The organism is Shewanella putrefaciens, from assembly GCF_016406325.1.
Lineage (GTDB): Bacteria > Pseudomonadota > Gammaproteobacteria > Enterobacterales > Shewanellaceae > Shewanella > Shewanella putrefaciens.
In genome coordinates, this window is record NZ_CP066370.1 from 4,362,396 (window position 1) to 4,386,330 (window position 23,935).

At 45.0% G+C, this 23,935-nt stretch carries 23 protein-coding genes; 4 read left to right on the top strand and 19 right to left on the bottom strand.

All coding sequences use genetic code 11. The features are described from left to right. Positions 1 to 17: 17 nt before the first annotated feature. The 12 genes from atpG to mioC form a co-directional block, all read right to left on the bottom strand. The gene (gene atpG, locus JEZ96_RS19350) at positions 18 to 878 is read right to left on the bottom strand and encodes a F0F1 ATP synthase subunit gamma (protein WP_011791277.1); all 861 of its coding nucleotides are present in this window, start codon (positions 876 to 878) and stop codon (positions 18 to 20) included. 50 nt (positions 879 to 928) lie between these two features. Further along, complete coding sequence (gene atpA, locus JEZ96_RS19355; protein WP_011791278.1) at positions 929 to 2,470, bottom strand: F0F1 ATP synthase subunit alpha; 1,542 nt, start codon at positions 2,468 to 2,470, stop codon at positions 929 to 931. 14 nt (positions 2,471 to 2,484) lie between these two features. Beyond that, the gene (gene atpH, locus JEZ96_RS19360; RefSeq protein WP_011791279.1) at positions 2,485 to 3,018 is read right to left on the bottom strand and encodes a F0F1 ATP synthase subunit delta; all 534 of its coding nucleotides are present in this window, start codon (positions 3,016 to 3,018) and stop codon (positions 2,485 to 2,487) included. A 15-nt stretch (positions 3,019 to 3,033) separates the two neighbouring features. After that, on the bottom strand, positions 3,034 to 3,504 hold the full coding sequence (gene atpF, locus JEZ96_RS19365; protein ID WP_011791280.1) for a F0F1 ATP synthase subunit B: 471 nt from the start codon (positions 3,502 to 3,504) through the stop codon (positions 3,034 to 3,036). 27 nt (positions 3,505 to 3,531) lie between these two features. Continuing rightward, a complete protein-coding gene (atpE, locus tag JEZ96_RS19370; protein WP_011791281.1) occupies positions 3,532 to 3,786 on the bottom strand; it encodes a F0F1 ATP synthase subunit C in 255 nt (84 codons plus the stop codon). Between the two features lie 35 nt (positions 3,787 to 3,821). Next, positions 3,822 to 4,643, bottom strand: a complete 822-nt coding sequence (gene atpB, locus JEZ96_RS19375; RefSeq protein WP_011791282.1) for a F0F1 ATP synthase subunit A — start codon at positions 4,641 to 4,643, stop codon at positions 3,822 to 3,824. Between the two features lie 12 nt (positions 4,644 to 4,655). Further along, the gene (locus JEZ96_RS19380) at positions 4,656 to 5,039 is read right to left on the bottom strand and encodes an ATP synthase subunit I (protein ID WP_014611875.1); all 384 of its coding nucleotides are present in this window, start codon (positions 5,037 to 5,039) and stop codon (positions 4,656 to 4,658) included. Positions 5,040 to 5,264: 225 nt separating this feature from the next. Next, complete coding sequence (locus JEZ96_RS19385; RefSeq protein WP_025008544.1) at positions 5,265 to 6,143, bottom strand: ParB/RepB/Spo0J family partition protein; 879 nt, start codon at positions 6,141 to 6,143, stop codon at positions 5,265 to 5,267. 9 nt (positions 6,144 to 6,152) lie between these two features. After that, the gene (locus JEZ96_RS19390) at positions 6,153 to 6,941 is read right to left on the bottom strand and encodes a ParA family protein (RefSeq protein ID WP_011791285.1); all 789 of its coding nucleotides are present in this window, start codon (positions 6,939 to 6,941) and stop codon (positions 6,153 to 6,155) included. 74 nt (positions 6,942 to 7,015) lie between these two features. Further along, positions 7,016 to 7,636: a 16S rRNA (guanine(527)-N(7))-methyltransferase RsmG gene (rsmG, locus tag JEZ96_RS19395; protein ID WP_011791286.1), complete on the bottom strand. Its 621-nt coding sequence runs from the start codon at positions 7,634 to 7,636 to the stop codon at positions 7,016 to 7,018. A gap of 117 nt (positions 7,637 to 7,753) precedes the next feature. Next, positions 7,754 to 9,643 (bottom strand): tRNA uridine-5-carboxymethylaminomethyl(34) synthesis enzyme MnmG, encoded by a 1,890-nt coding sequence (gene mnmG, locus JEZ96_RS19400; RefSeq protein ID WP_014611876.1) that lies wholly within the window; start codon positions 9,641 to 9,643, stop codon positions 7,754 to 7,756. Between the two features lie 439 nt (positions 9,644 to 10,082). Beyond that, positions 10,083 to 10,523 carry an FMN-binding protein MioC gene (gene mioC, locus JEZ96_RS19405; RefSeq protein WP_041408279.1) on the bottom strand — a complete coding sequence of 147 codons (441 nt, stop codon included), beginning with the start codon at positions 10,521 to 10,523 and terminating at the stop codon, positions 10,083 to 10,085. A gap of 181 nt (positions 10,524 to 10,704) precedes the next feature. Here mioC and JEZ96_RS19410 point away from each other — a divergent pair, with 181 nt between their 5' ends. Beyond that, a complete protein-coding gene (locus JEZ96_RS19410; RefSeq protein ID WP_011791289.1) occupies positions 10,705 to 12,258 on the top strand; it encodes a POT family MFS transporter in 1,554 nt (517 codons plus the stop codon). A gap of 154 nt (positions 12,259 to 12,412) precedes the next feature. Here JEZ96_RS19410 and JEZ96_RS19415 read toward each other — a convergent pair whose 3' ends face one another. After that, complete coding sequence (locus tag JEZ96_RS19415; protein ID WP_061783393.1) at positions 12,413 to 15,544, bottom strand: multidrug efflux RND transporter permease subunit; 3,132 nt, start codon at positions 15,542 to 15,544, stop codon at positions 12,413 to 12,415. A 16-nt stretch (positions 15,545 to 15,560) separates the two neighbouring features. After that, positions 15,561 to 16,718 carry an efflux RND transporter periplasmic adaptor subunit gene (locus JEZ96_RS19420; protein WP_128090210.1) on the bottom strand — a complete coding sequence of 386 codons (1,158 nt, stop codon included), beginning with the start codon at positions 16,716 to 16,718 and terminating at the stop codon, positions 15,561 to 15,563. Positions 16,719 to 16,883: 165 nt separating this feature from the next. Between JEZ96_RS19420 and JEZ96_RS19425 the strand changes: the two genes are divergently transcribed. The 3 genes from JEZ96_RS19425 to JEZ96_RS19610 all read left to right on the top strand — a co-directional run bounded on the left by JEZ96_RS19425 (position 16,884) and on the right by JEZ96_RS19610 (position 19,170). Further along, a complete protein-coding gene (locus JEZ96_RS19425; protein WP_025008546.1) occupies positions 16,884 to 17,612 on the top strand; it encodes a response regulator in 729 nt (242 codons plus the stop codon). Continuing rightward, positions 17,609 to 18,703, top strand: coding sequence for an ATP-binding protein (locus JEZ96_RS19430; RefSeq protein WP_061783391.1), 1,095 nt, complete (start codon positions 17,609 to 17,611; stop codon positions 18,701 to 18,703). The genes JEZ96_RS19425 and JEZ96_RS19430 overlap by 4 nt, the downstream gene beginning before the upstream one ends. Positions 18,704 to 19,044: 341 nt before the next feature. Continuing rightward, on the top strand, positions 19,045 to 19,170 hold the full coding sequence (locus JEZ96_RS19610) for a hypothetical protein (protein WP_255211622.1): 126 nt from the start codon (positions 19,045 to 19,047) through the stop codon (positions 19,168 to 19,170). Between the two features lie 493 nt (positions 19,171 to 19,663). Here JEZ96_RS19610 and mnmE read toward each other — a convergent pair whose 3' ends face one another. The 5 genes from mnmE to rpmH form a co-directional block, all read right to left on the bottom strand. Further along, positions 19,664 to 21,025, bottom strand: coding sequence for a tRNA uridine-5-carboxymethylaminomethyl(34) synthesis GTPase MnmE (gene mnmE / locus JEZ96_RS19435; RefSeq protein ID WP_011791312.1), 1,362 nt, complete (start codon positions 21,023 to 21,025; stop codon positions 19,664 to 19,666). Positions 21,026 to 21,132: 107 nt separating this feature from the next. After that, entirely contained in the window at positions 21,133 to 22,758 is a 1,626-nt protein-coding gene (gene yidC / locus JEZ96_RS19440; RefSeq protein ID WP_011791313.1) for a membrane protein insertase YidC, read from the bottom strand. A 3-nt stretch (positions 22,759 to 22,761) separates the two neighbouring features. Further along, positions 22,762 to 23,016 carry a membrane protein insertion efficiency factor YidD gene (yidD, locus tag JEZ96_RS19445; RefSeq protein WP_011070421.1) on the bottom strand — a complete coding sequence of 85 codons (255 nt, stop codon included), beginning with the start codon at positions 23,014 to 23,016 and terminating at the stop codon, positions 22,762 to 22,764. After that, on the bottom strand, positions 22,983 to 23,339 hold the full coding sequence (rnpA, locus tag JEZ96_RS19450; RefSeq protein WP_011791314.1) for a ribonuclease P protein component: 357 nt from the start codon (positions 23,337 to 23,339) through the stop codon (positions 22,983 to 22,985). Before rnpA ends, yidD begins: the two co-directional genes overlap by 34 nt. 15 nt (positions 23,340 to 23,354) lie before the next feature. Then, the gene (rpmH, locus tag JEZ96_RS19455) at positions 23,355 to 23,492 is read right to left on the bottom strand and encodes a 50S ribosomal protein L34 (RefSeq protein ID WP_006083827.1); all 138 of its coding nucleotides are present in this window, start codon (positions 23,490 to 23,492) and stop codon (positions 23,355 to 23,357) included. Positions 23,493 to 23,935 lie beyond the last annotated feature (443 nt).

Genomic DNA, 23,935 nt, shown 5'->3' on the forward strand with positions numbered 1-23,935 from the left:
TGTATTCGTTACCTAACCTAAACCGCAGAGGCACCTGAAACAATTTCCGACAGTTCCTGCGTAATAGCAGCCTGACGAGCCTTGTTATATACCAATTGCAAGTCGTTGATCAGCTCACCAGCGTTGTCCGTTGCCGCTTTCATCGCCACCATACGGGCAGCTTGTTCAGAGGCAATGTTTTCAACAACACCTTGATATACTTGTGATTCTATATAGCGAACCAACAGCGTATCCAAAAGTACTTTTGGATCAGGTTCGTAGATGTAATCCCAAGGATGTTTATTAGCCACTTCTTCTGATTTAGGCAAAGGTAGCAGCTGCTCGATCACAGGAGCCTGAGTCATAGTGTTAACAAATTTATTAAACACAATAAACAGACGATCCAGTTTGCCTTCGTTGTAAGCTTTAAGCATCACACGCACTGTTCCGATCAGATCAGCGATGCTAGGAGCATCACCTAAACCTGATGCATGAGCAGGCATAGTGCCACCGAAGCTTTTGAAAAACTGCACACTACGAGCGCCAATTGGGCAAAATTCAACTTCTGCACCTTGCTCTTTCCAGTTTTTCAGATCTAAAAGAACCTTTTTAAATAGGTTAACGTTTAGACCACCACAAAGGCCACGGTCGGTTGCGACAACAATGTAACCAACCCGCTTAGCCTCTCGCACCTCTAAATAGGGGTGTTTGTATTCGAGAGAACCTTGCGCAACGTGACCGATCACCTTACGCATGCTTTCCGCATATGGACGGCTCGCAGCCATACGTTCCTGCGCTCTGCGCATTTTGCTGGCTGCCACCATTTCCATGGCGGACGTGATCTTTTGAGTGTTTTTAACACTCGCGATCTTGGTTTTAATCTCTTTAGCGCCGGCCATCTCTACTCTCCAATCTGGACCTGAGGTGTCTTAAGACACCTCTATCATTGTTACCAGGTTTGGGTTGCTACGAACTTGTCGAGGCCAGCTTTTAATTCAGCTTCGATCTCAGCGTTATAATCGCCAGTTTCGTTAATAAGCTTCATTAAAGCAGCATGCTCGCTGTTCATGAACGAGAGCAGAGCGGCTTCGAAATCACCGACCTTCTTCAGCTCAACACTCTTCAGATAACCTTTTTCAGCTGCGAAAATAGACACAGACTGAGCGGCTACACTCATCGGAGCATATTGCTTTTGCTTCATCAGTTCGGTAACACGCACACCATGCTCTAGCTGAGCACGAGTTGCATCGTCAAGATCAGATGCAAACTGTGAGAACGCAGCAAGTTCACGATACTGTGCTAGTGCGGTACGAATACCACCAGACAGTTTCTTGATGATCTTAGTCTGAGCCGCACCACCAACACGAGAAACAGAAATACCTGGGTTAACTGCAGGACGTAGGCCTGAGTTAAACAGATCAGTCTCAAGGAAGATCTGACCGTCTGTAATAGAAATTACGTTGGTCGGTACGAATGCAGATACGTCACCCGCTTGAGTTTCAATAATTGGCAACGCGGTTAAAGAACCGGTTTTGCCCGTTACTGCACCTTTAGTGAACTTTTCTACATAGATTTCGTTTACGCGTGAAGCACGTTCAAGTAAACGAGAGTGTAGATAGAATACGTCACCAGGGTAAGCTTCACGACCAGGTGGGCGCTTCAGTAGTAACGAGATCTGACGGTAAGCAACAGCTTGCTTAGACAGGTCATCGTATACGATCAAAGCATCTTCACCACGATCACGGAAGTATTCACCCATAGAACAACCAGAATATGGTGCTAAGAATTGCAGCGCTGCAGCTTCAGAAGCCGTTGCAACCACAACAATAGTATTAGCTAACGCACCATGTTCTTCTAGCTTGCGCACTACGTTGGCGATAGTAGAGGCTTTTTGGCCAATCGCAACGTACACACACTTAATGCCAGAATCTTTTTGGTTGATAATTGCATCGATCGCCATCGCTGTTTTACCAGTTTGACGGTCACCGATGATCAATTCACGTTGACCACGACCAATAGGGATCATAGCGTCAACGGCTTTATAACCCGTTTGAACAGGTTGTGATACTGATTGGCGCTCAATAACACCAGGTGCAATCACTTCAACAGGAGAGAAACCATCGTTATCGATAGGTCCTTTACCGTCAATTGGCTCACCCAGAGTGTTAACGACACGGCCTAGCAAACCACGGCCTACTGGAACTTCCAGAATACGGCCAGTCGTTTTAACTTTTACGCCTTCTGCTAAATCAGCATAAGGACCCATTACTACGGCACCGACAGAATCACGTTCAAGGTTCAACGCGATTGCAAAACGGTTACCAGGCAGTTCGATCATTTCACCTTGCATCACATCGGCTAGGCCGTGGATGCGGATGATGCCGTCACTTACCGCAACGATAGTACCTTCGTTACGAGATTCGCTAACGACTTCGAACTGCTCGATCCGCTGCTTAATCAGATCGCTGATTTCAGTGGAATTCAGTTGCATGCTCAAACTCCCAATTACGACTGCAGCGTATCAGACAGGCGCGATAATTTACCGCGGACCGAGCCATCAATGACCAGATCACCCACCTGAATAATTGCACCGGCGATAAGCGCGGTGTCCGTGCTGCAATTCAGCTTAACTTTGCGTGCGAGACGTTTCTCTAGAGAAACACTAATATGCTGCTGTTGTTCTAAGCTAAGCTCAGTTGCCGAAACCACATTAGCTTCAACTTCTTTTGCCCACTCATTACGGAAATCTGAAAATAATTTCGATACCGTAGGTAGAACACTCAAGCGACCGTTTTCAGCCATTACCTTTATCAAGTTTTGACCTTGCTTATTGATTTGCTCACCACACACATTAATAAAAAGTGCAGCAAGTTTTGTATTGGCTAAAGCGCCATTAAGCAGGGGCTGCATGGTTTCGTTTTCACTTACCAGCGCGGCAAACGTGAGCATTTCAGCCCAGTTATCCACTGCATTGTGTTCAATAGCAAAGTCAAAAGCTGCTTTTGCGTAAGGGCGAGCGATGGTAGTTAATTCAGCCATGACTCTACTCCCTTATCAAATTTCAGCGACTAGTTTATCAACTATGTCACTGTGGGCGGCTTGATCAATCGAACGCTCAAGAATTCTTTCTGCACCTAAAACAGCCAGAGCAGCTACTTGCTTACGCAAGTCATCTTTTACGCGACTACGTTCATTCTCAATTTCAGCTTTACCCTGAGCGATAATTTTTGCACGCTCAGCATCGGCTTCAGCTTTTGCTTCTTCGACTATTTGAGCTTTGCGTTTATTCGCTTGCTCAATAATTTCGTTAGCAGTTACCTTGGCTTCTTTTAGTTGCTCGGTTGCTTTCGCTTGTGCCAATTCAAGATCTTTTGCTGCACGACCAGCATCAGCTAGACCATCAGCAATTTTCTTCTGGCGCTCTTCGATTGCATTCATCAACGGTGGCCACACAAATTTAATGCAGAACCACACGAACAGCGCAAAAGAAATTGCCTGGCCTAGCAGGGTAGCGTTAATACTCATAACGACAACTCCTTACAGGGTGCAAAATTAGCCAAGTTGAGCTAAGAATGGGTTAGCAAATACGAAGAATAGTGCAACACCCACTGCGATCATAGAAATCGCATCGAGCAGACCAGCAACGATAAACATTTTAATTTGTAAAGCTGGAGCCAATTCAGGTTGACGAGCTGAAGCTTCTAAGAATTTACCACCTAAGATAGCAAAACCAATAGCAGTACCTAGTGCAGCTAAACCAATCATGATAGCAACAGCGATTGCCGTAAAACTAATTACCGTTTCCATGTTATCTCCAATTTATATCAAATTTTTTAATAAAATTAATGTTCTTCATGCGCCATGCTTAGGTAAACAATCGTAAGCATCATGAAAATAAAGGCCTGTAACACAATGATCAAAATGTGGAAAATTGCCCAAGGCACAGAAAGTGCGAACTGAGCCCACCAAGGCATTAGTGCTATCAGAATAAAGATCAACTCACCCGCATACAGGTTACCAAACAGACGAAGCGCTAAAGAAATAGGCTTCGCAATCAAGGTTACTGATTCCAAAATAAAGTTTACAGGAATCAATGACCAATGATTGAAAGGTTGCAAGGTTAGCTCCTTAGTGAAGCCACCAATTCCCTTAGCTTTAATGCTGTAGAAAACAATCAACACAAATACACTCAAAGATAAACCGAGAGTGACATTGAGGTCAGTTGTTGGCACAACTTTTAGATAAGGAACACCTAAAAATCTGTTTGCAGCTTCGGGAATAAAATCAACAGGTATTAGATCCATGAAATTCATCAGGAAAACCCAAATGAAAATCGTAAGAGCTAATGGTGCGATGACAACATTTTTACCATGAAATGATTCTTTTGCTATCTTATCAACACCTTCCACGCACATTTCAACAAAACATTGAAGTTTACCTGGAACACCAGCCGTTGCTTTTTGTCCTGTTTTATAAAACAACCATAAAAACAGAACCCCAAGGCCTACTGAAAATAAAAGTGAGTCAATGTGCCAAGTCCAAAATCCAGCATCTTGACATGCATGATTAAAAGCAACTCCACCATCAGTAGAGCACATTTTCGCATTAGTCAGGTGATGCTGGATGTACTCAGAAGCATTTAAGGCTTCACCAGTTGTCGCCATGATTAATCTCACTTAATTTTGCTTGAAATATAAAGAGGCTGTAAAAGGTACTATGAGGCTTAATGCATAACAGACAAACAAAGATGTAAAATCTACATCTAACGTACTGAATACAAGTCCAAACAATACTATAGTTAACAGCAACTTTACCGCTTCCCCCAGGAAAAATGATTTAACAACTTTTCCCGATGAACTTGCCCCCATATGAGAGAAAGCAAAGGTTGCGAATACAAAATTAGGGAGTACAGCGATTGAACCACCTGCTAATGCAGAATAGCCAAACTGAACTCCCCACACAGCGAAAAAGAGAATTGAAGCACCCCCAGCGACCGCCGCCTGCATCAACACCAATTTATAGGCTGACCACTGGCCACGACGCGCTAAAACCTTACTCAATTCATCCTCTCCGCATTTATACTTTTTGTTTCGATGACCGGATGACAAATATCCGTATTTTTGTCGATGCACAAAAAGCTTGCGAAAGTATACCTTTTCACGCCTTCATTGCAACTTTGAGATAAGGAAAAACAACACTTTTAACGTGATATAGCGTCTAAACAGCCAAAATGTAAAATTAACATTTGTCACAAATTTACATTAAAAACTGTTAATCTACAGACCTTAATGAATTTTGCTAAGAATTCCGTCTAATTCAGCCAGATTCTGATAGTTAATTACAATTTTACCTTTGCCCTTACTGCTGTGAGCAATAGAAACTTTGGCACCTAATCTTTCAATTAACTGCTGCTCTAAACGACAAACATCTTGATCTTTAGTCGTAGTTTCGGCTTGTTTAGGCGGATTTAAGGTTTGGTTAATCAATCGTTCAGTTTCGCGAACGGTTAATTCCTTAGCTGCTACTAATCTTGCTAAATTTGTTTGTTCTTCACCCTCAATTGCTAACAAGGCGCGAGCATGACCCATATCGATATCGCCATACTCGAGTAAACGCTTTACTGGCTCATTTAAGCCATTTAAACGCAACAAATTAGATACACTCGCTCTGGATTTTCCCACAACATCGGCAACCTGTTGGTGAGTCAGTTCAAATTCTTGCATTAAACGTTGTAATGCAATGGCTTCTTCCATGGCATTAAGATCTTCTCGTTGAATATTTTCAATAAGAGCGATAGCAATTGCAGCTTCATCAAGCACTTGCTTAACAATACAAGGAATTTTATCAATACCAGCAAGTTGTGATGCGCGCCAGCGGCGTTCACCTGCAATGATCTCATATTGGGTATCATTCACTTGACGTACAACAATAGGCTGGATAATACCTTGATTACGTATGGAATGAGCTAACTCTTCTAATGCCTCAGGGGACATATCCTTACGCGGCTGATACTTCCCAGGCTGCAACAGGTCGAGATCAAGATGTATAAGTTCTTCATTTTTATCAATAACAGCCATTTCATCTGTGTGCTTTTTACTGGCAGCATGACTGTTACTCAGCAGGGCATCTAACCCTTTACCTAACCCTCTTTTCTTTAACGTCATGGTTATCCTTTACGCTTGCTTAGCCTGATTTTTCTGTTCTGAGCGGCGGATCATCTCACCTGCGAGTGCAAGATATGCCTTAGCACCTGCGCTGGATTTATCGTAATACATCGCTGGCGCGCCAAAACTTGGTGCTTCTGCCAGCCTCACATTACGAGGGATCACGGTGCGATATACTTTATCCCCAAAATGTTGTTTTAGCTGATCTGACACATCATTAGATAATCGATTACGGGGATCGTACATAGTGCGCAAAATCCCTTCTATACCCAAACCTGGATTAACAAAAGCGGCTAATTTGGTTATGGTATCGATAAGTGCAGTTAAGCCTTCGAGCGCAAAATATTCACACTGCATTGGCACTAGCACTGAATCTGCGGCAGACATCGCATTAACAGTCAGCATATTCAATGAAGGGGGACAATCGATGAAGATATAATCATATTGATCTTTTATCGGTGCCAAAGCATTACGTAAACGGATCTCACGGGCAAAAAACTCCATTAGTTTAATTTCAGCAGCCGTCACATCGCCATTACTGGCAATAAGATCATATTTACCCGCGGTATTTTTGACTACGATCTCATCAAATGGCTTATCTTCAACCAAGAGTTCATAAGCTGTATTTTCGACATCGTACTTATCGACACCACTGCCCATTGTGGCATTACCTTGTGGATCGAGATCTATCAGTAGCACTTTGCGTTTTGTTGCAGCTAATGAAGCAGCCAAGTTAACGCAAGTAGTTGTTTTTCCTACGCCACCTTTCTGGTTAGCCACGGCAATTACTTTACCCACAATATCACCCTGTATGTAAATTCTGGTTTATTGCCTACTTAAAAATCCACACAATAGGAGGAACTTTAAGCCTGTTATTCTTTGATAATCTTTAATAAATGACGCTGTTCATCGAGTTTTGGTACTTTAAGTTCGATGATTTCTTTAATAACAAATCCGCTGGGCATTTGTTGCAATTCTTCGTCGTTCAATTGGCCTTTTAACGCATAAAACAGCCCATTCTCAGCAGGTAAATGATGACACCAACTCAGCATATCTTGAATGGATGCAAAAGCGCGGCTCAGTACACCATCAAATTGTTGTTCAGCTTGATAGGCTTCGACACGGCTTTCAACTGAACTGATATTGCGGATCCCTAATTCAAAGGCCACTTGTTTTTGAAAACGAATACGTTTTCCTAAGCTATCGAGCAACACAAAGGTTTTATTTGGATTCATAATCGCTAAAGGAATACCAGGTAAACCAGGGCCAGTACCAACATCGATAAAGCGTTCCCCCTGTAAATGCTTTGATACGACTAAGCTATCCATAATATGACGGACAAGCATAGCCTCAGGATCTCTCACAGATGTCAGATTGTAGGCTTTATTCCACTTGTTGAGCATGCCAACAAAATCAATTAGTTGTTTTTTCTGCTCCGCTGTAGCGGACAGATTAATTTCGGCTAAATAAGCCTCTAACTGGGCTGATAACACTAAGCAACCTCAACAAAAATACGATTATAAATTCGAAGGCTATTATGAAGCCCTGAAACGTCGAAGGGAAGCCTGAATGCTTCCCTTCTGCGACCAAACTATCGATTAAGCTAGCTTTTACGCGCTCTTACGTAATAAGCCACGCTTTTTAAGATGCACAAGTAAAATTGAAATTGCTGCTGGAGTGACTCCAGAGATCCTTGATGCTTGACCTATCGTTTCAGGTTTATGGCTATTCAATTTAGCGATAACTTCATTTGATAAACCAGGAACTTCTTTATAATCAAGGTGTAATGGTAAACCTGTGTTTTCATTACGTACGGCTTTATTGATCTCTTCTTGCTGACGCTGAATATAACCAGAGTATTTTACTTGGATTTGTACTTGTTCAGCGGCCAGTGGATCTTCAAGTCCTGGACCAAAACCTTCGATCTGCATCAACTTGCTGTAATCCATTTCTGGACGACGCAGTAATTCTTCAAATGACGCTTCGCGAGAGATCGGCGTATTCAAGTGTGGGTTTAATGCATGGATCAAAGGTGAATTTGGATGCACCCATTGAGCACGTAAACGTTGTAATTCAAGTTCAATCGACTCTAATTTTTCACTAAATGCCGCCCAGCGAGTGTCATCCACTAAACCTAATTCACGACCTTTTGCCGTTAAGCGAATATCAGCGTTATCTTCACGGAGTAACAAACGGTATTCCGCACGGCTAGTAAACATGCGGTACGGTTCTTTGGTCCCTAGAGTCGATAGATCATCAACTAGCACCCCAAGATACGCTTCGTCACGGCGTGGGCACCAAGCATCTTTGCCCTGAACCTGCAATGAAGCGTTCATCCCTGCTAATAGGCCTTGAGCAGCGGCTTCTTCATATCCCGTTGTGCCATTAATTTGACCAGCGAAAAATAAACCATTGATCGTTTTTGTTTCTAATGAGTTTTTAAGATCTCGTGGATCAAAATAATCATATTCGATTGCATATCCTGGACGGACAATTTCTGCATTTTCCATCCCTTTGATTGAGCGAACTAAATTCAACTGTACATCAAAGGGGAGGCTGGTCGAAATCCCGTTAGGGTAGATTTCTGTCGTATTTAGCCCTTCTGGTTCGATAAAGATCTGATGTGAAGATTTATCTGAAAAACGATGAATTTTATCTTCAATTGAAGGGCAATAACGTGGACCAATACCTTCAATAACACCTGAATACATAGGACTTCTGTCTAAACCACCACGAATAATTTCATGGGTTTTTTCATTGGTATGAGTGATCCAGCAAGAAATTTGTTTAGGGTGATGGCTTACATCCCCCATAAATGACATTACGGGTAATGGAGAATCACCTTTTTGTTCTGCCATTTGCGAAAAATCAATAGTATTTGCATCAATACGTGGTGGAGTGCCGGTTTTTAAACGACCAACACGAATAGGTAATTCACGTAAACGATTTGCTAAGGCTATCGCAGGTGGATCGCCTGCACGACCTCCACTGTAGTTTTCTAGACCTATGTGGATTTTTCCGCTTAAAAAGGTACCAGTTGTCAACACTATTGCTGGTGATTCAAAGGCTAAACCCATTTGAGTAACAACACCAACAACACGATCGTTTTCGACAATCAAATCATCTACAGCTTGTTGAAATATCCGTAAATTAGCTTGATTTTGCAGTATATTTTGGATTTTTTGACGATATAAAGCACGGTCAGCTTGAGCTCGTGTCGCTCTAACGGCGGGGCCTTTGCTTGAGTTTAAGGTACGAAATTGGATCCCAGCATAGTCGGTTGCGATCGCCATTGCACCGCCTAAAGCATCTATTTCTTTTACTAAATGACCTTTACCGATACCACCAATTGCTGGGTTACATGACATTTGTCCTAACGTATCAATATTATGCGTTAGCAATAATGTTTTTGAGCCCATTCTTGCAGCTGCTAATGCGGCTTCAGTTCCGGCATGACCACCACCAACAACAATAACATCAAACCGTTCATGAAAATGCATGACACAACCTTTAATAACTTAAGAGACTAAACACGAGCCGAGTATTTTAGCATTTGCTTTGAGCTAGGTGAATGATCATTTTACGTTGAAAGATCGAATTGATCCGGACTAATAGATCTTAAGATCTTTATATAGATCTTCTTATTATGTTTACTATTAGGATCGCAGTTTTCTGTGCATAAGCCTAATTAGCTATATAAATCATAATATAACGAGATCGCGATCCTGTGATCTGCTAGCGATCTAACCTCATATAACATGGGGATAGATCGACTACTTATCCACAAGGAGGATCTTTAAGCTGATCCCTTTGTGAATAGCACAGAGGTTGATCAGATCTAAATAATAGCTTATCCACATATTTATACATTAAATGATTAATATGTGGATAAATATGATCTAAACTGTGTGTTATTCTGAATATAATCAAAATTTGATCTTAAATTATATCTTGCCATTGGCTTAACCATGCGAGGGCTGGGTCTTCTGGAACGGGATCTTGCTGTACATCGATCTGGATCTTATCCACAAATGCTTTTCCACCACAGCTTTCTATAGCGTAGATCAGTTTTTCTGGGCCTTGGCAGAAGGTGTCATAACTTGAGTCACCAATAGCACATAAAGCAAATTGTATATGGCTAAGATCAGGGGTGTGGAGCATTATTTCAGAGCAAAATGGTTGAATATTGTCAGGTAGATCGCCTGCTCCATGGGTCGAACAAACGATGATCCAAAGATGTTTAGAATCTAATTCACTCAAATTAGGGGAGAGATAAAGGCTAACTTGATGCCCTAATGCTTCTAATTGAGACATCATTTCATCGGCAATATATTCACTGCCACCTAATGTTGTTCCTACTAATATTGCTATGTTTGTCATTATTACAACTCTCTTGATCATTAAATATCTAGTATTTGATACTGTACTTGCTTAGGATTTTTTCCGTTTTTTGGATAAATTTGGCACAGCTAACATCTGGTCTGTTAGTATTCTTTGCTGCATATTCTCGCTTTAAATTCATAACCTGACAGTTTTTATAACAATTATAATAGGACAATCGATGACAACTCCTGTTCATGCGCCACAGTGGCCACGTCAAATCCCTTACATTATTGCCAGTGAAGCTTGCGAGCGTTTTAGCTTTTACGGTATGAGAAATATTCTAACACCATTCCTGATGACTGCGCTGTTGCTGTCTATCCCTGAAGATCTTCGTGGGGCAGTCGCTAAGGATGTATTCCATTCATTTGTTATAGGGGTCTATTTTTTTCCGCTACTAGGAGGCTGGATTGCGGATCGTTTTTTCGGTAAGTACAACACGATTCTGTGGTTGAGTTTACTTTATTGTGTTGGTCATGCTTTTTTGGCCATCTTTGAACACAGTATTCAAGGGTTTTATACGGGATTATTTTTGATCGCATTAGGGTCGGGTGGTATTAAACCCTTAGTTTCTTCCTTTATGGGTGATCAGTTTGATCAAACGAACAAATCATTAGCACAAAAAGCGTTTGATATGTTTTATTTTACGATTAATTTTGGATCCTTTTTTGCCTCATTATCTATGCCGCTTCTATTAAAAAACTATGGGGCTGCTGTTGCATTTGGGATCCCAGGAATATTGATGTTCATCGCTACAGTATTCTTCTGGTTAGGTCGCAAGCGTTATGTGCATATGCCACCCGAACCTAAAAATCCCCATGGTTTCTTACCTGTTATTCGCACTGCATTACTGACTAAAGTGGCTGGCCAAGCGAATGTGGGGCTAGTTTTAGCGTTAATTGGGTGTATTTCTGCTGCCTATGCTTTAGTGAATATTCCAACACTGGGGATTGTTGCAGGTTTATGTAGTGCGCTTGTACTACTGATGGGATTCACGGGTGTTGGTGCTTCGTTGCAACTTGAGCGTGCCAGAGGGATACATCCTGATATTGCGGTTGATGGTGTGCGCTCGGTGTTACGTATTTTAGTGCTATTTGCTTTAGTTACGCCATTTTGGTCTTTGTTTGATCAAAAGGCTTCAACTTGGATTTTGCAGGCCAATGATATGTCTAAACCGCAATGGTTTGAACCTGCGATGATGCAAGCATTGAATCCATTATTAGTCATGTTACTGATCCCATTTAATAATTTTGTGCTATATCCAGCTATTGAGCGTATGGGGATAAAGTTAACTGCACTGCGTAAAATGGGGGCGGGTATCGCGATCACTGGTTTAAGTTGGATTGTGGTAGGGAGCATTCAATTAGTCATGGATGGAGGATCGGTGCTCTCTATTTTTTGGCAAATTTTACCTTATGCTCTTCTAACATTTGGCGAGGTATTAGTTTCTGCTACTGGATTAGAATTTGCCTATAGCCAAGCCCCAAAGGCTATGAAAGGTACTATTATGAGTTTTTGGACTTTGTCGGTTACTGTCGGTAACTTATGGGTATTACTTGCTAATGTTAGTGTAAAAAGTCCGGCGGTCACTGAACAAATAGCTCAAACAGGGATCAGCATTACTGCTTTTCAGATGTTTTTCTTCGCAGGTTTTGCCATCTTGGCGGCATTGATATTTGCGCTTTATGCCAGATCCTACCAGATGCAAGATCACTATCGCCAAGTTGAATCTTAATTTAGCTAATAAGTGGCAATATTCAGTTCTAGATATAAAAATATTTATTATTGTTTGGTTGCGCCACTACATGATAGTAGTAAGCCAGCCGTTGTTAGGGCTAGCTTATTACTGTTCAGTGGGGATCGTAGGAGTCTTCACTCAGTATAGGTGTTTATCCTTTGGCCGTTTTGGAATGATTACGTCTTCCTAGCCAGGCACTCAAACGCTCTTGTCTGCCGATGACAAAGACAAAAAATGCCGGTACGAAGAATATTGCCAGCAAGGTGCCACTGAGCATGCCACCGAATACGCCAGTACCTATAGCATGCTGAGTTTCGGCGCTGGCGCCGCTCGCAAGCATTAAGGGCACCACTCCGAGAGTAAATGCCAGTGACGTCATCAAAATTGGACGCAGACGCAGGCGTGCAGCGGTCACTGCAGCGTCTATCAGCGTATGGCCCTCGGCGTGCAGTTGGCGGGCGAATTCGACGATGAGGATAGCGTTTTTTGCCGATAGGCCGATGATGGTGATCATTCCCACCTTGAAGAACACATCGTTAGGCATATCACGCAATATTACTGCCGTTACCGCGCCCAGCAGACCCAGCGGCACGACCAACATCACCGAAAGTGGGATCGACCAGCTTTCGTACAACGCAGCGAGTACCAGAAATACTACTAGAGCGGACAGCAACATTAGCAACGGTGCCTGCGCCGTCGATTGGCGCTCTTGCAATGATGCCCCCGTCCAAGCTATCGCGAACCCTTGTGGCAACTGCGCCACTAAGCGTTCCATCTCTGCCATCGCTGCGCCGCTGGAAACGCCTGCTGCCGCGCCGCCGGAAATACGCATAGCAGGGAAGCCCTGAAAGCGCATCATTTGCTGTGGTGACTCTTTCCATTCAGCCGTCACTACTTCCCGTAGAGGCACCATGCCACCACTTGAATTACGCACGCGCAGGCTGAGCACGTCGTCCAATTGCATTCGTGCCGTAGCGTCGGCCTGCAGTATGACCTGCTGCATACGTCCATTATTTGGGAAATCATTGACATACAGTGATCCCATGGCCGCCGAAAGTGTGCTGCTGACCGCGGCGAAGGACAGACCCATAGCCTCGGCTTTTGACCTATTGATATTCAGGCTAATGCTCTCACCGGGCGGTAGGCCATCTGGGTAGACATCGCTGACCACCTCGCTCTGCGCAGCCAGTGCCAGCAATTGTGTCTGTGCAGCTATCAATGCAGCCTCGCCCCGGTTAGCTCTATCCTGCAGGAACAGAGTGAAACCGGAGGATGTGCCCAGCTCGTCGATGGCTGGTGGCATCAGGCTCATCACTGTGCCTTCAACGTTATCAGCCATAGCTTGCTGCGCCAGTGCCGCTTCTTCGGCAGCCGTAGCACCATTACGCTGATCCCAATCTTTGAGCATAGTGAAGGCCATGGCTGCATTGGGGCCGGAGCCTGCAAAGCTAAAGCCCAGCACTACCATATTTGCATCCAGCGTTGGGCGCGATGCGACGTGCGCCTCGTAGGCTTTGACCACATCCAGCGTGCGCTCGCTAGTAGCGCCTGTGGGTAATTGGATGGAGGTCATGAAATAGCCTTGATCCTCTTCTGGTAGAAAGGACGACGGCAATTGCCCAGCAGCGAGGATCAGCACCATGCAGAGTACGGCAAATGCCGCCATCATACGTCCACTGCGTCCAACCAATCGTGCTACGCGTTCACTGTAGCCTGCGGTGAGGCGCTCGAACCTCCGGTTGAATGCACCGAAGAAACCGCCTTTTTGATGGTGATTAGCACTAACTGGGCGCAGTAGCGTGGCGCATAGTGCTGGCGTTAGGGTCAGGGCGAGGAAGGCCGAAAACAGAATAGACACCGCCATCGACAATGTGAATTGTTGGTAGATCACTCCCACCGAGCCGCTACCGAAGGCCATGGGGATGAATACTGCGGTCAGCACTAGCGTGATACCGATCACCGCGCCGGTAATTTCCTTCATCGCCTGTGAGGTTGCCTCTCGCGGCGACAGTCCTTGGGTAGCCATCAGTCGCTCAACGTTTTCCACCACCACAATAGCATCGTCAACAATAATGCCAATGGCCAGCACCATGCCGAACATGGTCAGCGAGTTGATTGAGAAGCCTGCCAGTAACATCACCGCGAAGGTACCGAGTAGTGCTATGGGCGCGACGATAGCTGGTATAAGTGTGTAGCGCAGGTTCTGCAGGAACAGGAACATCACCATAAATACCAGCGCCATAGCTTCAAACAGGGTATAGATTACTTTTTCGATAGACACTTTGACGAAGGGGGCGGTATCGAATGGCACTGAGTAGTTCATGCCAGCAGGCATACTCAGCGCCAGTTCGGCTAGACGTTCACGTACTGCAGAAGCTGTGCGTACAGCGTTGGCTCCTGGCGAGAGTTGGATAGCAGCACTGGTCGCCGCCACACCATTTTCACGGTTAGAAAATCCATAGGACTGAGCGCCAAGCTCGACCCGAGCCACATCACCGAGAACCAATTTTGCGCCATCGGCACCGGCACGTAGGACGATAGCAGCGAACTCCTCGGGTATGCTGAGTTGTCCTTGCACTGTTAGGGGGACCGTCAGTCGTTGTCCCTGTAAGACAGGTTCATCACCGAGTCGCCCTGGGGCTATTTGTGCGTTCTGCTGCTCGATAGCTGTAGCAAGGTCGTTCATTGTCAGGCCATAGGCGGTGAGTTTATTCGGGTCGACCCAGACGCGCATGGCTTGCTCGGCACCGAATAATTGCACGCGACCAACACCGTCGATTCGACGCAGCTCCTCGACAATATTGCGCGCCAAATAGTCGTTTAGCGCGATTTCGTCGAATTGGCCGTTAGGTGAGGTCATACCAATCATCATCAAAAAGCTTGAAGCGGCCGATTCAACCTGCAGACCGCTCTGCCGTACAACTTGAGGTAGGCGTGGTTCGACAGCCTTAATGCGGTTTTGCACGTCCACTTGGGCCATTTCAGCATTCGTGCCCGGTTTAAAGGTGGCGGTTATTTGTGCACTGCCCGAGCTGTCAACTGATGATTCGAAGTACAGTAAATTCTTCACTCCCGACAATTCGCGCTCGACTAGGCTTACTACAGAGTCATTAAGTGTCTGTGGCGTGGCTCCTGGATAAGCGGCATAAATGCTCACCGACACAGGTGCCACTGATGGGTAGCGGGATATGGGTAATTGTGGAATGGCGATGACGCCAATCAGTACGATAAATAAGGCTATCACCCAAGCAAATACTGGGCGATTGATGAAAAACTGCGGCATGGCGACTTCTCCAAATTTAGCGCACGACGGCGCTAAGTTGCTGATTAGCAGTAGTAGGTTGCCAAGGGCGCGCGACGACCTGCGCCGCAGGGCTTAGGCGTTCTATGCCTTCAACAACTATCTTCTGACCAGCGGTTAGGCCGGATATTACGTGATAGCGACCTGCCACCAATTCATCGACCTTAACGGCCACTGGTTGCACTTTAGCTTGCCCATCAAGCACCCACACTTGTGATTGACCAGCCTTGCGAGTCGCTGCCTGCTGAGGCACGTTCAGCGTCGTAGGATAGTAAGCTTGTGGAATGCGAGCTTTTACAAAGAGACCGGGCAACAGACGATGCTGCGGGTTATCTACCAGTACGCGCAGCAGTACATCGCCAGTACCTGCATCTACTTGAATGCCGGAAAATAAGATATGCCCTTGCATGCCAAGAGGCTCGCCACTACTGCTAAGGATCTCAACAGCCAACTCCGGGGCTCCAGAGTTGGCCTGCTGACGCATCGCCTTCAACATTGATGCTGGCAAACGTACATCAACGTACACTTGGTCGATTTGTTGGATCCTCGCCATGGGTGTGGTATCGGTCGGTGAGACCAATGCACCTTCACTCACTAATGCTTCATCTATACGTCCGGAGATTGGTGCCTCGACGCTGGCAAACTGTAGATCTAACTGACGCCGTGCCAGCGTCGCTTTGGTTTGGGCTACATCCGCGGCAGCCTGATCGCGCTGGGAAATAGCATCGTCATACATTTGTTGGCTGACGGCCTCGGTTTGTATCAAAGAGGCCAAGCGATCGGCTTCTTGACGAGCCCGAACCCATACCGCTTCGGCACGCAGTAACGCTGCCGCAGCAATATCGACATCCGCTTTAAATGGTGCTGGATTTATTTGGAACAGCACAGTGCCAGATGTTATCTCGGCGCCCTGTTCGAAGAGACGACCTTGCACTATGCCGCTAATTTGCGCGCGGATCTCAGCGCTGCGAACCGCAGCGACACGACCGGGCAGATCTTTAGTCACCAATAGTTCTTCGTTCTTTAGTGTCATCACTGACACTTGAACCGGAGCAGTTGTCTCTTCATCCTGTACCGCTGAATCACAACCTACCAATCCCAACACGGCAATTGCTACTACTAACACAAAGCTTAAGTGCCGCTGTTTGATGTACATAATCTACTCTCCTCAATGTACAGCGATCTCACTAATGGCGTTTTATCAAACGCTAGAGAACTAATGCTGAATTATGACGAGTCACTATTGCGAATTATTCGAGACATTGTGGAGAATGTATGGAGGGGGTGATAAAGTTCAACCATTTTAACGTTGGGGCAATCCATGTCTAATCTCAATGCGTCCGTAAGTTCTATGACTTCGGCACTGGTATTAATTGCAGAGGATGAAGCAGAGATTGCCGATATCCTTATTGCTTATTTGCAGCGCAGTGGGCTGCGAACTCAACATGCTATCGATGGTCACCAAGCGCTAGCTATGCACCAAACATTTAAGCCAGATCTATTATTGCTCGATGTACAGATGCCGAATCTCGATGGCTGGAATGTACTGAATGAAATTCGCTCCCGTGGTGACACGCCAGTGATCATGCTCACCGCGCTTGATCAGGATATCGATAAATTAATGGGGTTACGCCTCGGTGCTGACGACTACGTGGTTAAACCATTCAATCCCGCCGAGGTGGTGGCTAGGGTGCAGGCGGTACTGCGACGCGCCCGCACTAACACGCCTATAAATACCCAAATGTTGCGCGTCGGCCAGTTCCAAATCGACTTAGACAGCCACGAGGCTAGCGTAATCTGTAACGGTCAGCAGCAGGCACTGGATCTGACCTTGACCGAGTTCAAACTGCTCGCTTGCTTGATGCGTACACCGAAACGTGCTTTTAGCCGTGAGGAGCTGTTAATTAATTGCTTGCCTGAGGGCGATACTCAGGAACGCACTGTAGACAGCCATATCAGTAAGCTGCGTAAAAAGCTTGAAGCCCTCGATATTCAAGGAGTGCCGCTCAGTGTCTGGGGGGTTGGCTATCGCTTTGGTGGTGAAGTATGAGGCAAACACCGGGTTTGCGCAGGCAAATTATCCAGTCCCTAGCGGTAATGACGTTAGGCATCATTTTCCTGTCAGTGTTTGGCTCCTATGTATTCTATGCCATTGCGGTGGCCTACCTGCCAGGCAGTATATCTGAAACCTGGATGCCTTCTCAGATGGAGATGCTATGGATAGTTTGCACTATCATAGCCGCGTTGGGGATAGCGTTATTTGTTGCCATTCGCCTGTCACGGCGCATTCTTACACCACTGAACTCTGTGGCATATAGCCTACGCGAAGTCGCCCAAGGCAAGCTCAACGCGCGTGCGCGAATGGACCAACATGCGATGGGGGAGACGGCGCAACTGGTGAGTGACTTTAATGCTATGGCCGAGCGCCTAGAGTATATGACCCGCGAACGGGAGTTTTGGAACGCGGCAATCGCTCACGAACTTCGTACCCCTGTCACCATTCTGCGTGGTCGGTTGCAGGGATTAGCGGAAGGTGTTTTTAGCCCTAGCAGTGAGCTCTTCGAGGGACTGTTACGCCAGGTTGAAGGCCTTAATCACCTGATCGAAGATTTACGAGTGCTGAGCCTTAATGACAGTGGTCATCTAGAGTTACAGCGGGATGAGGTCTGTTTAGCCGAGGAACTTAGTGCGGTGATTGAGACTTTCGCTGCGGTGTTAGACGCTAAGGGACTTATACTGAAGCAGGAACTCGATACAAGACTTAAAGTTTACTGTGATGCTATACGAATACGTCAGGCGCTGATGGCGCTGCTGGAAAATGCACGCCAGCATGCTGATCCTGGCACTTTGACTGTAAGACTTTACAGCGTGGGAGCAAGTTGTTATCTAACCGTAGAAGATGAAGGCCCCGGTATCCCTGATGAAGCAGCAAGCTACATATTCGAGGCATTTCGCCGAGTTGATCCGTCTCGCTCTCGAAAAAGTGGTGGCAGTGGACTCGGTCTCGCAGTGGTTAAGACAATTGCTGAAGCTCACTGCGGCCACGTGGTCTGCCATCCATCGGGCCATGGAGGAACAATATTCGTTCTGTCTTGGCCTGTTAAGGCAAGTTTAAAAACCATTAAATCTACAATAAGGTAGCGTGCTTAGTTATTTATCTACGTATGATTCACGTTAGCAAGGGCTACATTGTGTAACTGTGTTAAATAATCTTTCTTTAAGGCTAGCTCTGTCCTTCAAGTTGATAATGTGCTCTGTTTAATCTAGAAAATTCAGATATTACAGGCCATTATCTATTAAGTCAGTGGGATAAATAGTTTCTGTTTCCGTTCATTAACTATTTTGAAGTTTGTGTTTTTGGTGCAACTTATTGATTTAAAATAATAATTTTACTAAGCCTCTTGCGTTTTATTGCCTCCATGCTTTTTTTATAAAGCAGAAGGTAATCATTAATCCCATCGGACACTTAATTTTGAGACTGTATGGTCAATAAATTAAGAGGTCTATATGAGTCTGAAAAATCACATAAGAGTTATCCGCAGGCATTTAAAGATGAAGCCGTCTTGATGGTGCTAGAGCAAGGTTATCAGCGACGCGCTTTAAGGTGACTACACAGCGAAAACACTCAGATGCAGTGGCTGATAACCTGTTAAATATGAACTTTAATCCAGTATCGACTAATAAGATTTTGACGGTCGTCTAAACCATTCTTGGTTGATCCCATTTCCAGCAGACGCTTGGCACGAATGGCTTCTGCTTTTTGTAATGTGGTTTTGTTGTGTTCGCGCGCAACTGCGTTTTTTGGCTTGTTAGAGAGGAACAGGTTTAACGTCTCATATGAGCATTTCTGAGCTCTTGAGCCGTAATAGTACACAGCCTGATGGGGCGCAGGCCATTCTTATCTGGTTCTCGTTTATGTATATTGATTTTCATTGGTTTTTATCATCTTGTGCGCCATATGTGCTCCAGAATTTATCTTCGGAGCACACGTGGCGCAAGAATCGACAAAACCCTTCAAATCACTTCCCACCAAATAAAATTATTTTAACATCATAATGTTGATTTGATTTGATTTGATTTGGTTTGATGCGTTTTACTCTTTTACTTCCCGATACAGAATGAGCTAAAAATTTTGCCCAATAGATCGTCTGAGGTAAAACGGCCTGTGATTTCAGATAGGGCGATTTGTGCCATTCTGAGCTCTTCCGCTAATAGCTCTCCTGCGAGGTAAACCTCTAATTGCTCTTTACCTAATTGAAGGTGGCTTGCGGCTACATCTAAGGCCTCAAGATGACGGCGGCGTGCGATAAATCCACCTTCTAAGTTACTTTGGTAGCCCATAAGTGACTTTAAGTGCAGTTTTAACTCATCAACACCGAGCCCTGTTTTGGCTGAGATCCGGTAAACGCTATAACCTTTTTCTTCCGTCATATCGAGGTTTTCACCGGTAAGATCGGCTTTATTGCGGATTACGGTTACCCCTAAATTAGCGGGCAGTCGATTGATAAAATCTGGCCAAATATCATGGGGATCGACAGCATCCGTGGTGGTGCCATCGACCATAAATAACACGCGATCGGCGCTGTTGATTTCATTCCAAGCGCGCTCGATACCAATTTGTTCAACGGTATCAGTGGTATCACGCAGGCCTGCTGTATCGATAATATGCAATGGCATACCATCTAAATGGATATGTTCACGTAGTACATCGCGAGTAGTACCGGCTATTTCGGTGACAATCGCCGATTCTTTACCTGCTAACGCATTTAATAAACTGGATTTTCCGGCATTAGGGCGGCCGGCAATCACCACTTTCATGCCTTCACGAATGATAGAACCTTGTTTAGCACTAGCTTGTACGGTGCTGAGTTTGTCGATGATTTTATAGAGTGCATTGGCAATTTTGCCATCACTTAAAAAGTCGACTTCTTCATCGGGGAAATCAATTGCGGCTTCAACGTATAAACGTAGGTTCGTGACTTGATCCACCAGCTCATGGACTTCCTTAGAAAACTCACCCTGCAGCGATTGTAGTGCGCTTTTGGCGGCCTGCTCGCTGGTGGCATCGATAAGATCGGCAATAGCCTCGGCTTGGGTTAAGTCGAGCTTATCATTCATAAAAGCTTGTTCGCTAAATTCACCGGGTTTGGCGATACGAATACCTTCAACTTCCAATACGCGTTTGATCAGCATGTCGAGGACTATTTGGCCGCCGTGGCCTTGCAATTCCAATACGTCTTCACCGGTAAAGGAGTTTGGCCCCTTAAAAAATAGCGCTATGCCTTGGTCTATTACTTGGCCTGTTGCATTTTTAAAATCACAATAATCGGCATATCGGGTTTTAGGTAAATGACCTAAAACTGCCATGGCAACATCAGTTGCCTTGTCACCTGAAATTCGAATGATGCCAACGCCGCCACGTCCGGGTGCGGTGGCTTGAGCCACGATAGTGTCAGTTGTCACGGAAATACCCACCAAACTAATATTTACCAATACCCTGTAAAGGAAAAGGCGGCTAATTAAGCCGCCTTTAGTGTCATTTTCACTTTATGCTTTGCTAAAGGTAGGGCTTATTTTAAGCCTTTTTTCTCAAGACCTGCATAAATAATCTTCTGCTGGATGATGGCAACAATGTTACCCACTAACCAGTATAGTACTAGACCTGATGGGAACCACAGGAAGAATACGGTAAAGATTACTGGCATCCATTGCATCATCTTCACTTGCATTGGATCCATCGTCGGTGCGATAGGTTGCATTTTCTGCATGATGAACATAGATACGCCCATCAGCAACGGCAGTATGTAGTAAGGATCTTGTACCGATAAATCGTGGATCCATAACATAAAGGGAGCGTGACGTAGTTCGAAACTTTCTAGCAATACCCAGTACAAGGCAATGAAGATTGGCATCTGTAAAATAATAGGTAAACAGCCACCCATGGGGTTAACTTTTTCTTTCTTATACAGTTCCATCATAGCTTGACCCATCTTCTGACGGTCATCACCAAAACGTTCTTTTAAGTCGGCAAGTTTAGGTTGCAGATTGCGCATCTTAGCCATTGAGGTGTACTGCGCTTTTGTTAGCGGGAACAGTAAACCACGAACGGTTAAGGTGATCAGGATAATTGCTACACCCCAGTTACCCACAAATGATTGATAGAACATCAATAACCAGTGGATTGGTACCGCTAACCACCATAGGAAACCGTAATCAACTACAAGGTTCAAGGTTTCTGAAATGGCGGATAGTGCCGCTTGATCTTTAGGACCAACATAGAACTGTGAGCTAATTTCTTGGCTAGCACCAGGTGCGATATCGTATACCGCACCGCGGAAACCAATATTCGCTAAACCGCCAGCACTGACACTTGAAAAAATAGTGTTACTGTCAGTTGCGGGGGGCACCCAAGCTGAAACGAAATAGTGCTGTAACATGGCTGCCCAACCGCCTAAAGTGGCTTGGTTCAGGTTGCTTTTGGCCATGTCATCAAAGTTGTATTTCTCGTAGCGCACATCATTTGTTGAGAACGCACCACCACGGTAGGTAGGCATCATCATACTGCTTTCAGATGGCTTGATTGTTTGTTTAATCTGACCGTACATCTGAACTTGCAGCGGTGCTGCTGAAGTGTTGTTGATTTTATAGTCAACATCTACGTTGAACTTACCGCGATGGAAAACAAAAACTTTAGTGTAAGTTACGCCATTATCGGCTACGTAGGTTAATGGCACTTCTAAGGTGTCTTGGCCTTCGGCTAATGTGAATTCAGTTGCAGAGGTTGTGAATGCTGCACGACCGTTGGCGCTGCTATCGATACCATCACGACCGATCAAACCGCTTTGGGCGATATAAGTGTAATCTTTTGTCTGCTCAAGCAATACAAAAGGTTGCTCTTTACCTTGTTCCATTTTGTGTGAAACTAGTGCAGCAAAGACGATGTCGCCACCTACAGGGTTGATTTGTACATCAAGCTGATCAGTTTTTACTGTGATAAGATTTTTACTCGCAGCTACTGCTGCTGGTACACCTGTATCAGCTTCTGGAACATCGGCACTGTGAGTGCTAGCCACATTCGCCACTAAGGACGATTCTGTTGCAACGGGTTTAGGAGCTTTGTCTGCTTGCCACTGTTGCCACAGCAAAAAGCTGACAAACAGTAGTCCTATGAGCAATATATTGCGTTGAGATTCCATAGCCTATTTATTACACCTGTCATTTTTAGGGGGGACGGGATCGCTACCGCCGGGATGTAAAGGGTGACATTTTAATATGCGTTTCAATGCAAACCAACAACCTTTCGCGGTTCCGTGCACTTTTATTGCTTCAATGGCGTAATGAGAGCAAGTGGGATTGAAACGACAACGAGGGCCCAGTATAGGGCTAATGAAGATTTGATAGCCACGAATTAACGTGGTCGCTAGCCATTGTAGCGGCGACTGAGTTTGCGCCATAGCTTTTCTATCAATTTGTTGATCTCTGCGTTTTCCATTTCCATCACGCCATTTCTGACAAGCACGACAATATCAAGATGAGGAATATCGTGCTGATTTAAACGAAAACTATCTCTGATGATACGCTTAATGCGATTACGTTGATTAGCACGCTTTACGTAGCGTTTAGCCACAGTAAGGCCCAGACGCGGATGTTGCTCCGAATTAGGAATAGCGAGCAAGGTAATTTCAGCAGAAGATGCTTTGATGGGGTTGGAGAATACAGATTTAAATTGCGCGGGAGTTAGCAAACGCAACTCCCGCGTAAAGGTATAGCTAGTCAACTAGTTATCCACTTATTAAGCAGATAAACGAGCGCGACCTTTCGCACGACGACGTGCAAGCACCTTACGGCCGCCTACAGTAGCCATACGAGCGCGGAAGCCGTGAGAACGCTTGCGCTTCAGGTTGCTAGGTTGAAAAGTACGTTTACTCATGATGGCAATCCGTCTTTGTTATTAGTGAACATTCCTTATCTCTGGTATAGAGGTAAGGGCAAAAAAGAGGCCGAATTGTAATCACTTTACTTGGTCCCGTCAACAACGAAAGTCGGTAAGTGGGTTATTTCTGCCAGTGTAGCTTTAGATCCATCCCCACTATACACCATAAGATGTGGATAACTCTGTGTATGGACACTACATATAGTAGTGTAGGGGATCTTCAACGAGATCAAAGGGGCGCCATTATAGATCAATGTGGATCGCTTAATAAAGCAGGATTTGCGTGAAATGTTGAATAAAAGGATCGTTTTTGATCTTAGGTGATCGAGGATATCCACATAGAATGATCTTGCTGGGGATAAATATTTTTTAAGGATAGCGATCCTTGAGATCTCGCTATAGAATACACCTCTTTTTGATGATCTTTTGGGGATAACTAA

What these genes read in the sequence shown, in the direction of transcription:
- atpG (WP_011791277.1), bottom strand. Translation starts at nt 878, where the DNA reads ATGGCCGGCGCTAAAGAGATTAAAACCAAGATCGCGAGTGTTAAAAAC.
- atpA (WP_011791278.1), bottom strand. Translation starts at nt 2,470, where the DNA reads ATGCAACTGAATTCCACTGAAATCAGCGATCTGATTAAGCAGCGGATC.
- atpH (WP_011791279.1), bottom strand. Translation starts at nt 3,018, where the DNA reads ATGGCTGAATTAACTACCATCGCTCGCCCTTACGCAAAAGCAGCTTTT.
- atpF (WP_011791280.1), bottom strand. Translation starts at nt 3,504, where the DNA reads ATGAGTATTAACGCTACCCTGCTAGGCCAGGCAATTTCTTTTGCGCTG.
- atpE (WP_011791281.1), bottom strand. Translation starts at nt 3,786, where the DNA reads ATGGAAACGGTAATTAGTTTTACGGCAATCGCTGTTGCTATCATGATT.
- atpB (WP_011791282.1), bottom strand. Translation starts at nt 4,643, where the DNA reads ATGGCGACAACTGGTGAAGCCTTAAATGCTTCTGAGTACATCCAGCAT.
- JEZ96_RS19385 (WP_025008544.1), bottom strand. Translation starts at nt 6,143, where the DNA reads ATGACGTTAAAGAAAAGAGGGTTAGGTAAAGGGTTAGATGCCCTGCTG.
- mnmG (WP_014611876.1), bottom strand. Translation starts at nt 9,643, where the DNA reads ATGCATTTTCATGAACGGTTTGATGTTATTGTTGTTGGTGGTGGTCAT.
- mioC (WP_041408279.1), bottom strand. Translation starts at nt 10,523, where the DNA reads ATGACAAACATAGCAATATTAGTAGGAACAACATTAGGTGGCAGTGAA.
- JEZ96_RS19410 (WP_011791289.1), top strand. Translation starts at nt 10,705, where the DNA reads ATGACAACTCCTGTTCATGCGCCACAGTGGCCACGTCAAATCCCTTAC.
- JEZ96_RS19415 (WP_061783393.1), bottom strand. Translation starts at nt 15,544, where the DNA reads ATGCCGCAGTTTTTCATCAATCGCCCAGTATTTGCTTGGGTGATAGCC.
- JEZ96_RS19420 (WP_128090210.1), bottom strand. Translation starts at nt 16,718, where the DNA reads ATGTACATCAAACAGCGGCACTTAAGCTTTGTGTTAGTAGTAGCAATT.
- JEZ96_RS19425 (WP_025008546.1), top strand. Translation starts at nt 16,884, where the DNA reads ATGTCTAATCTCAATGCGTCCGTAAGTTCTATGACTTCGGCACTGGTA.
- JEZ96_RS19430 (WP_061783391.1), top strand. Translation starts at nt 17,609, where the DNA reads ATGAGGCAAACACCGGGTTTGCGCAGGCAAATTATCCAGTCCCTAGCG.
- JEZ96_RS19610 (WP_255211622.1), top strand. Translation starts at nt 19,045, where the DNA reads ATGGTCAATAAATTAAGAGGTCTATATGAGTCTGAAAAATCACATAAG.
- yidC (WP_011791313.1), bottom strand. Translation starts at nt 22,758, where the DNA reads ATGGAATCTCAACGCAATATATTGCTCATAGGACTACTGTTTGTCAGC.
- yidD (WP_011070421.1), bottom strand. Translation starts at nt 23,016, where the DNA reads ATGGCGCAAACTCAGTCGCCGCTACAATGGCTAGCGACCACGTTAATT.
- rpmH (WP_006083827.1), bottom strand. Translation starts at nt 23,492, where the DNA reads ATGAGTAAACGTACTTTTCAACCTAGCAACCTGAAGCGCAAGCGTTCT.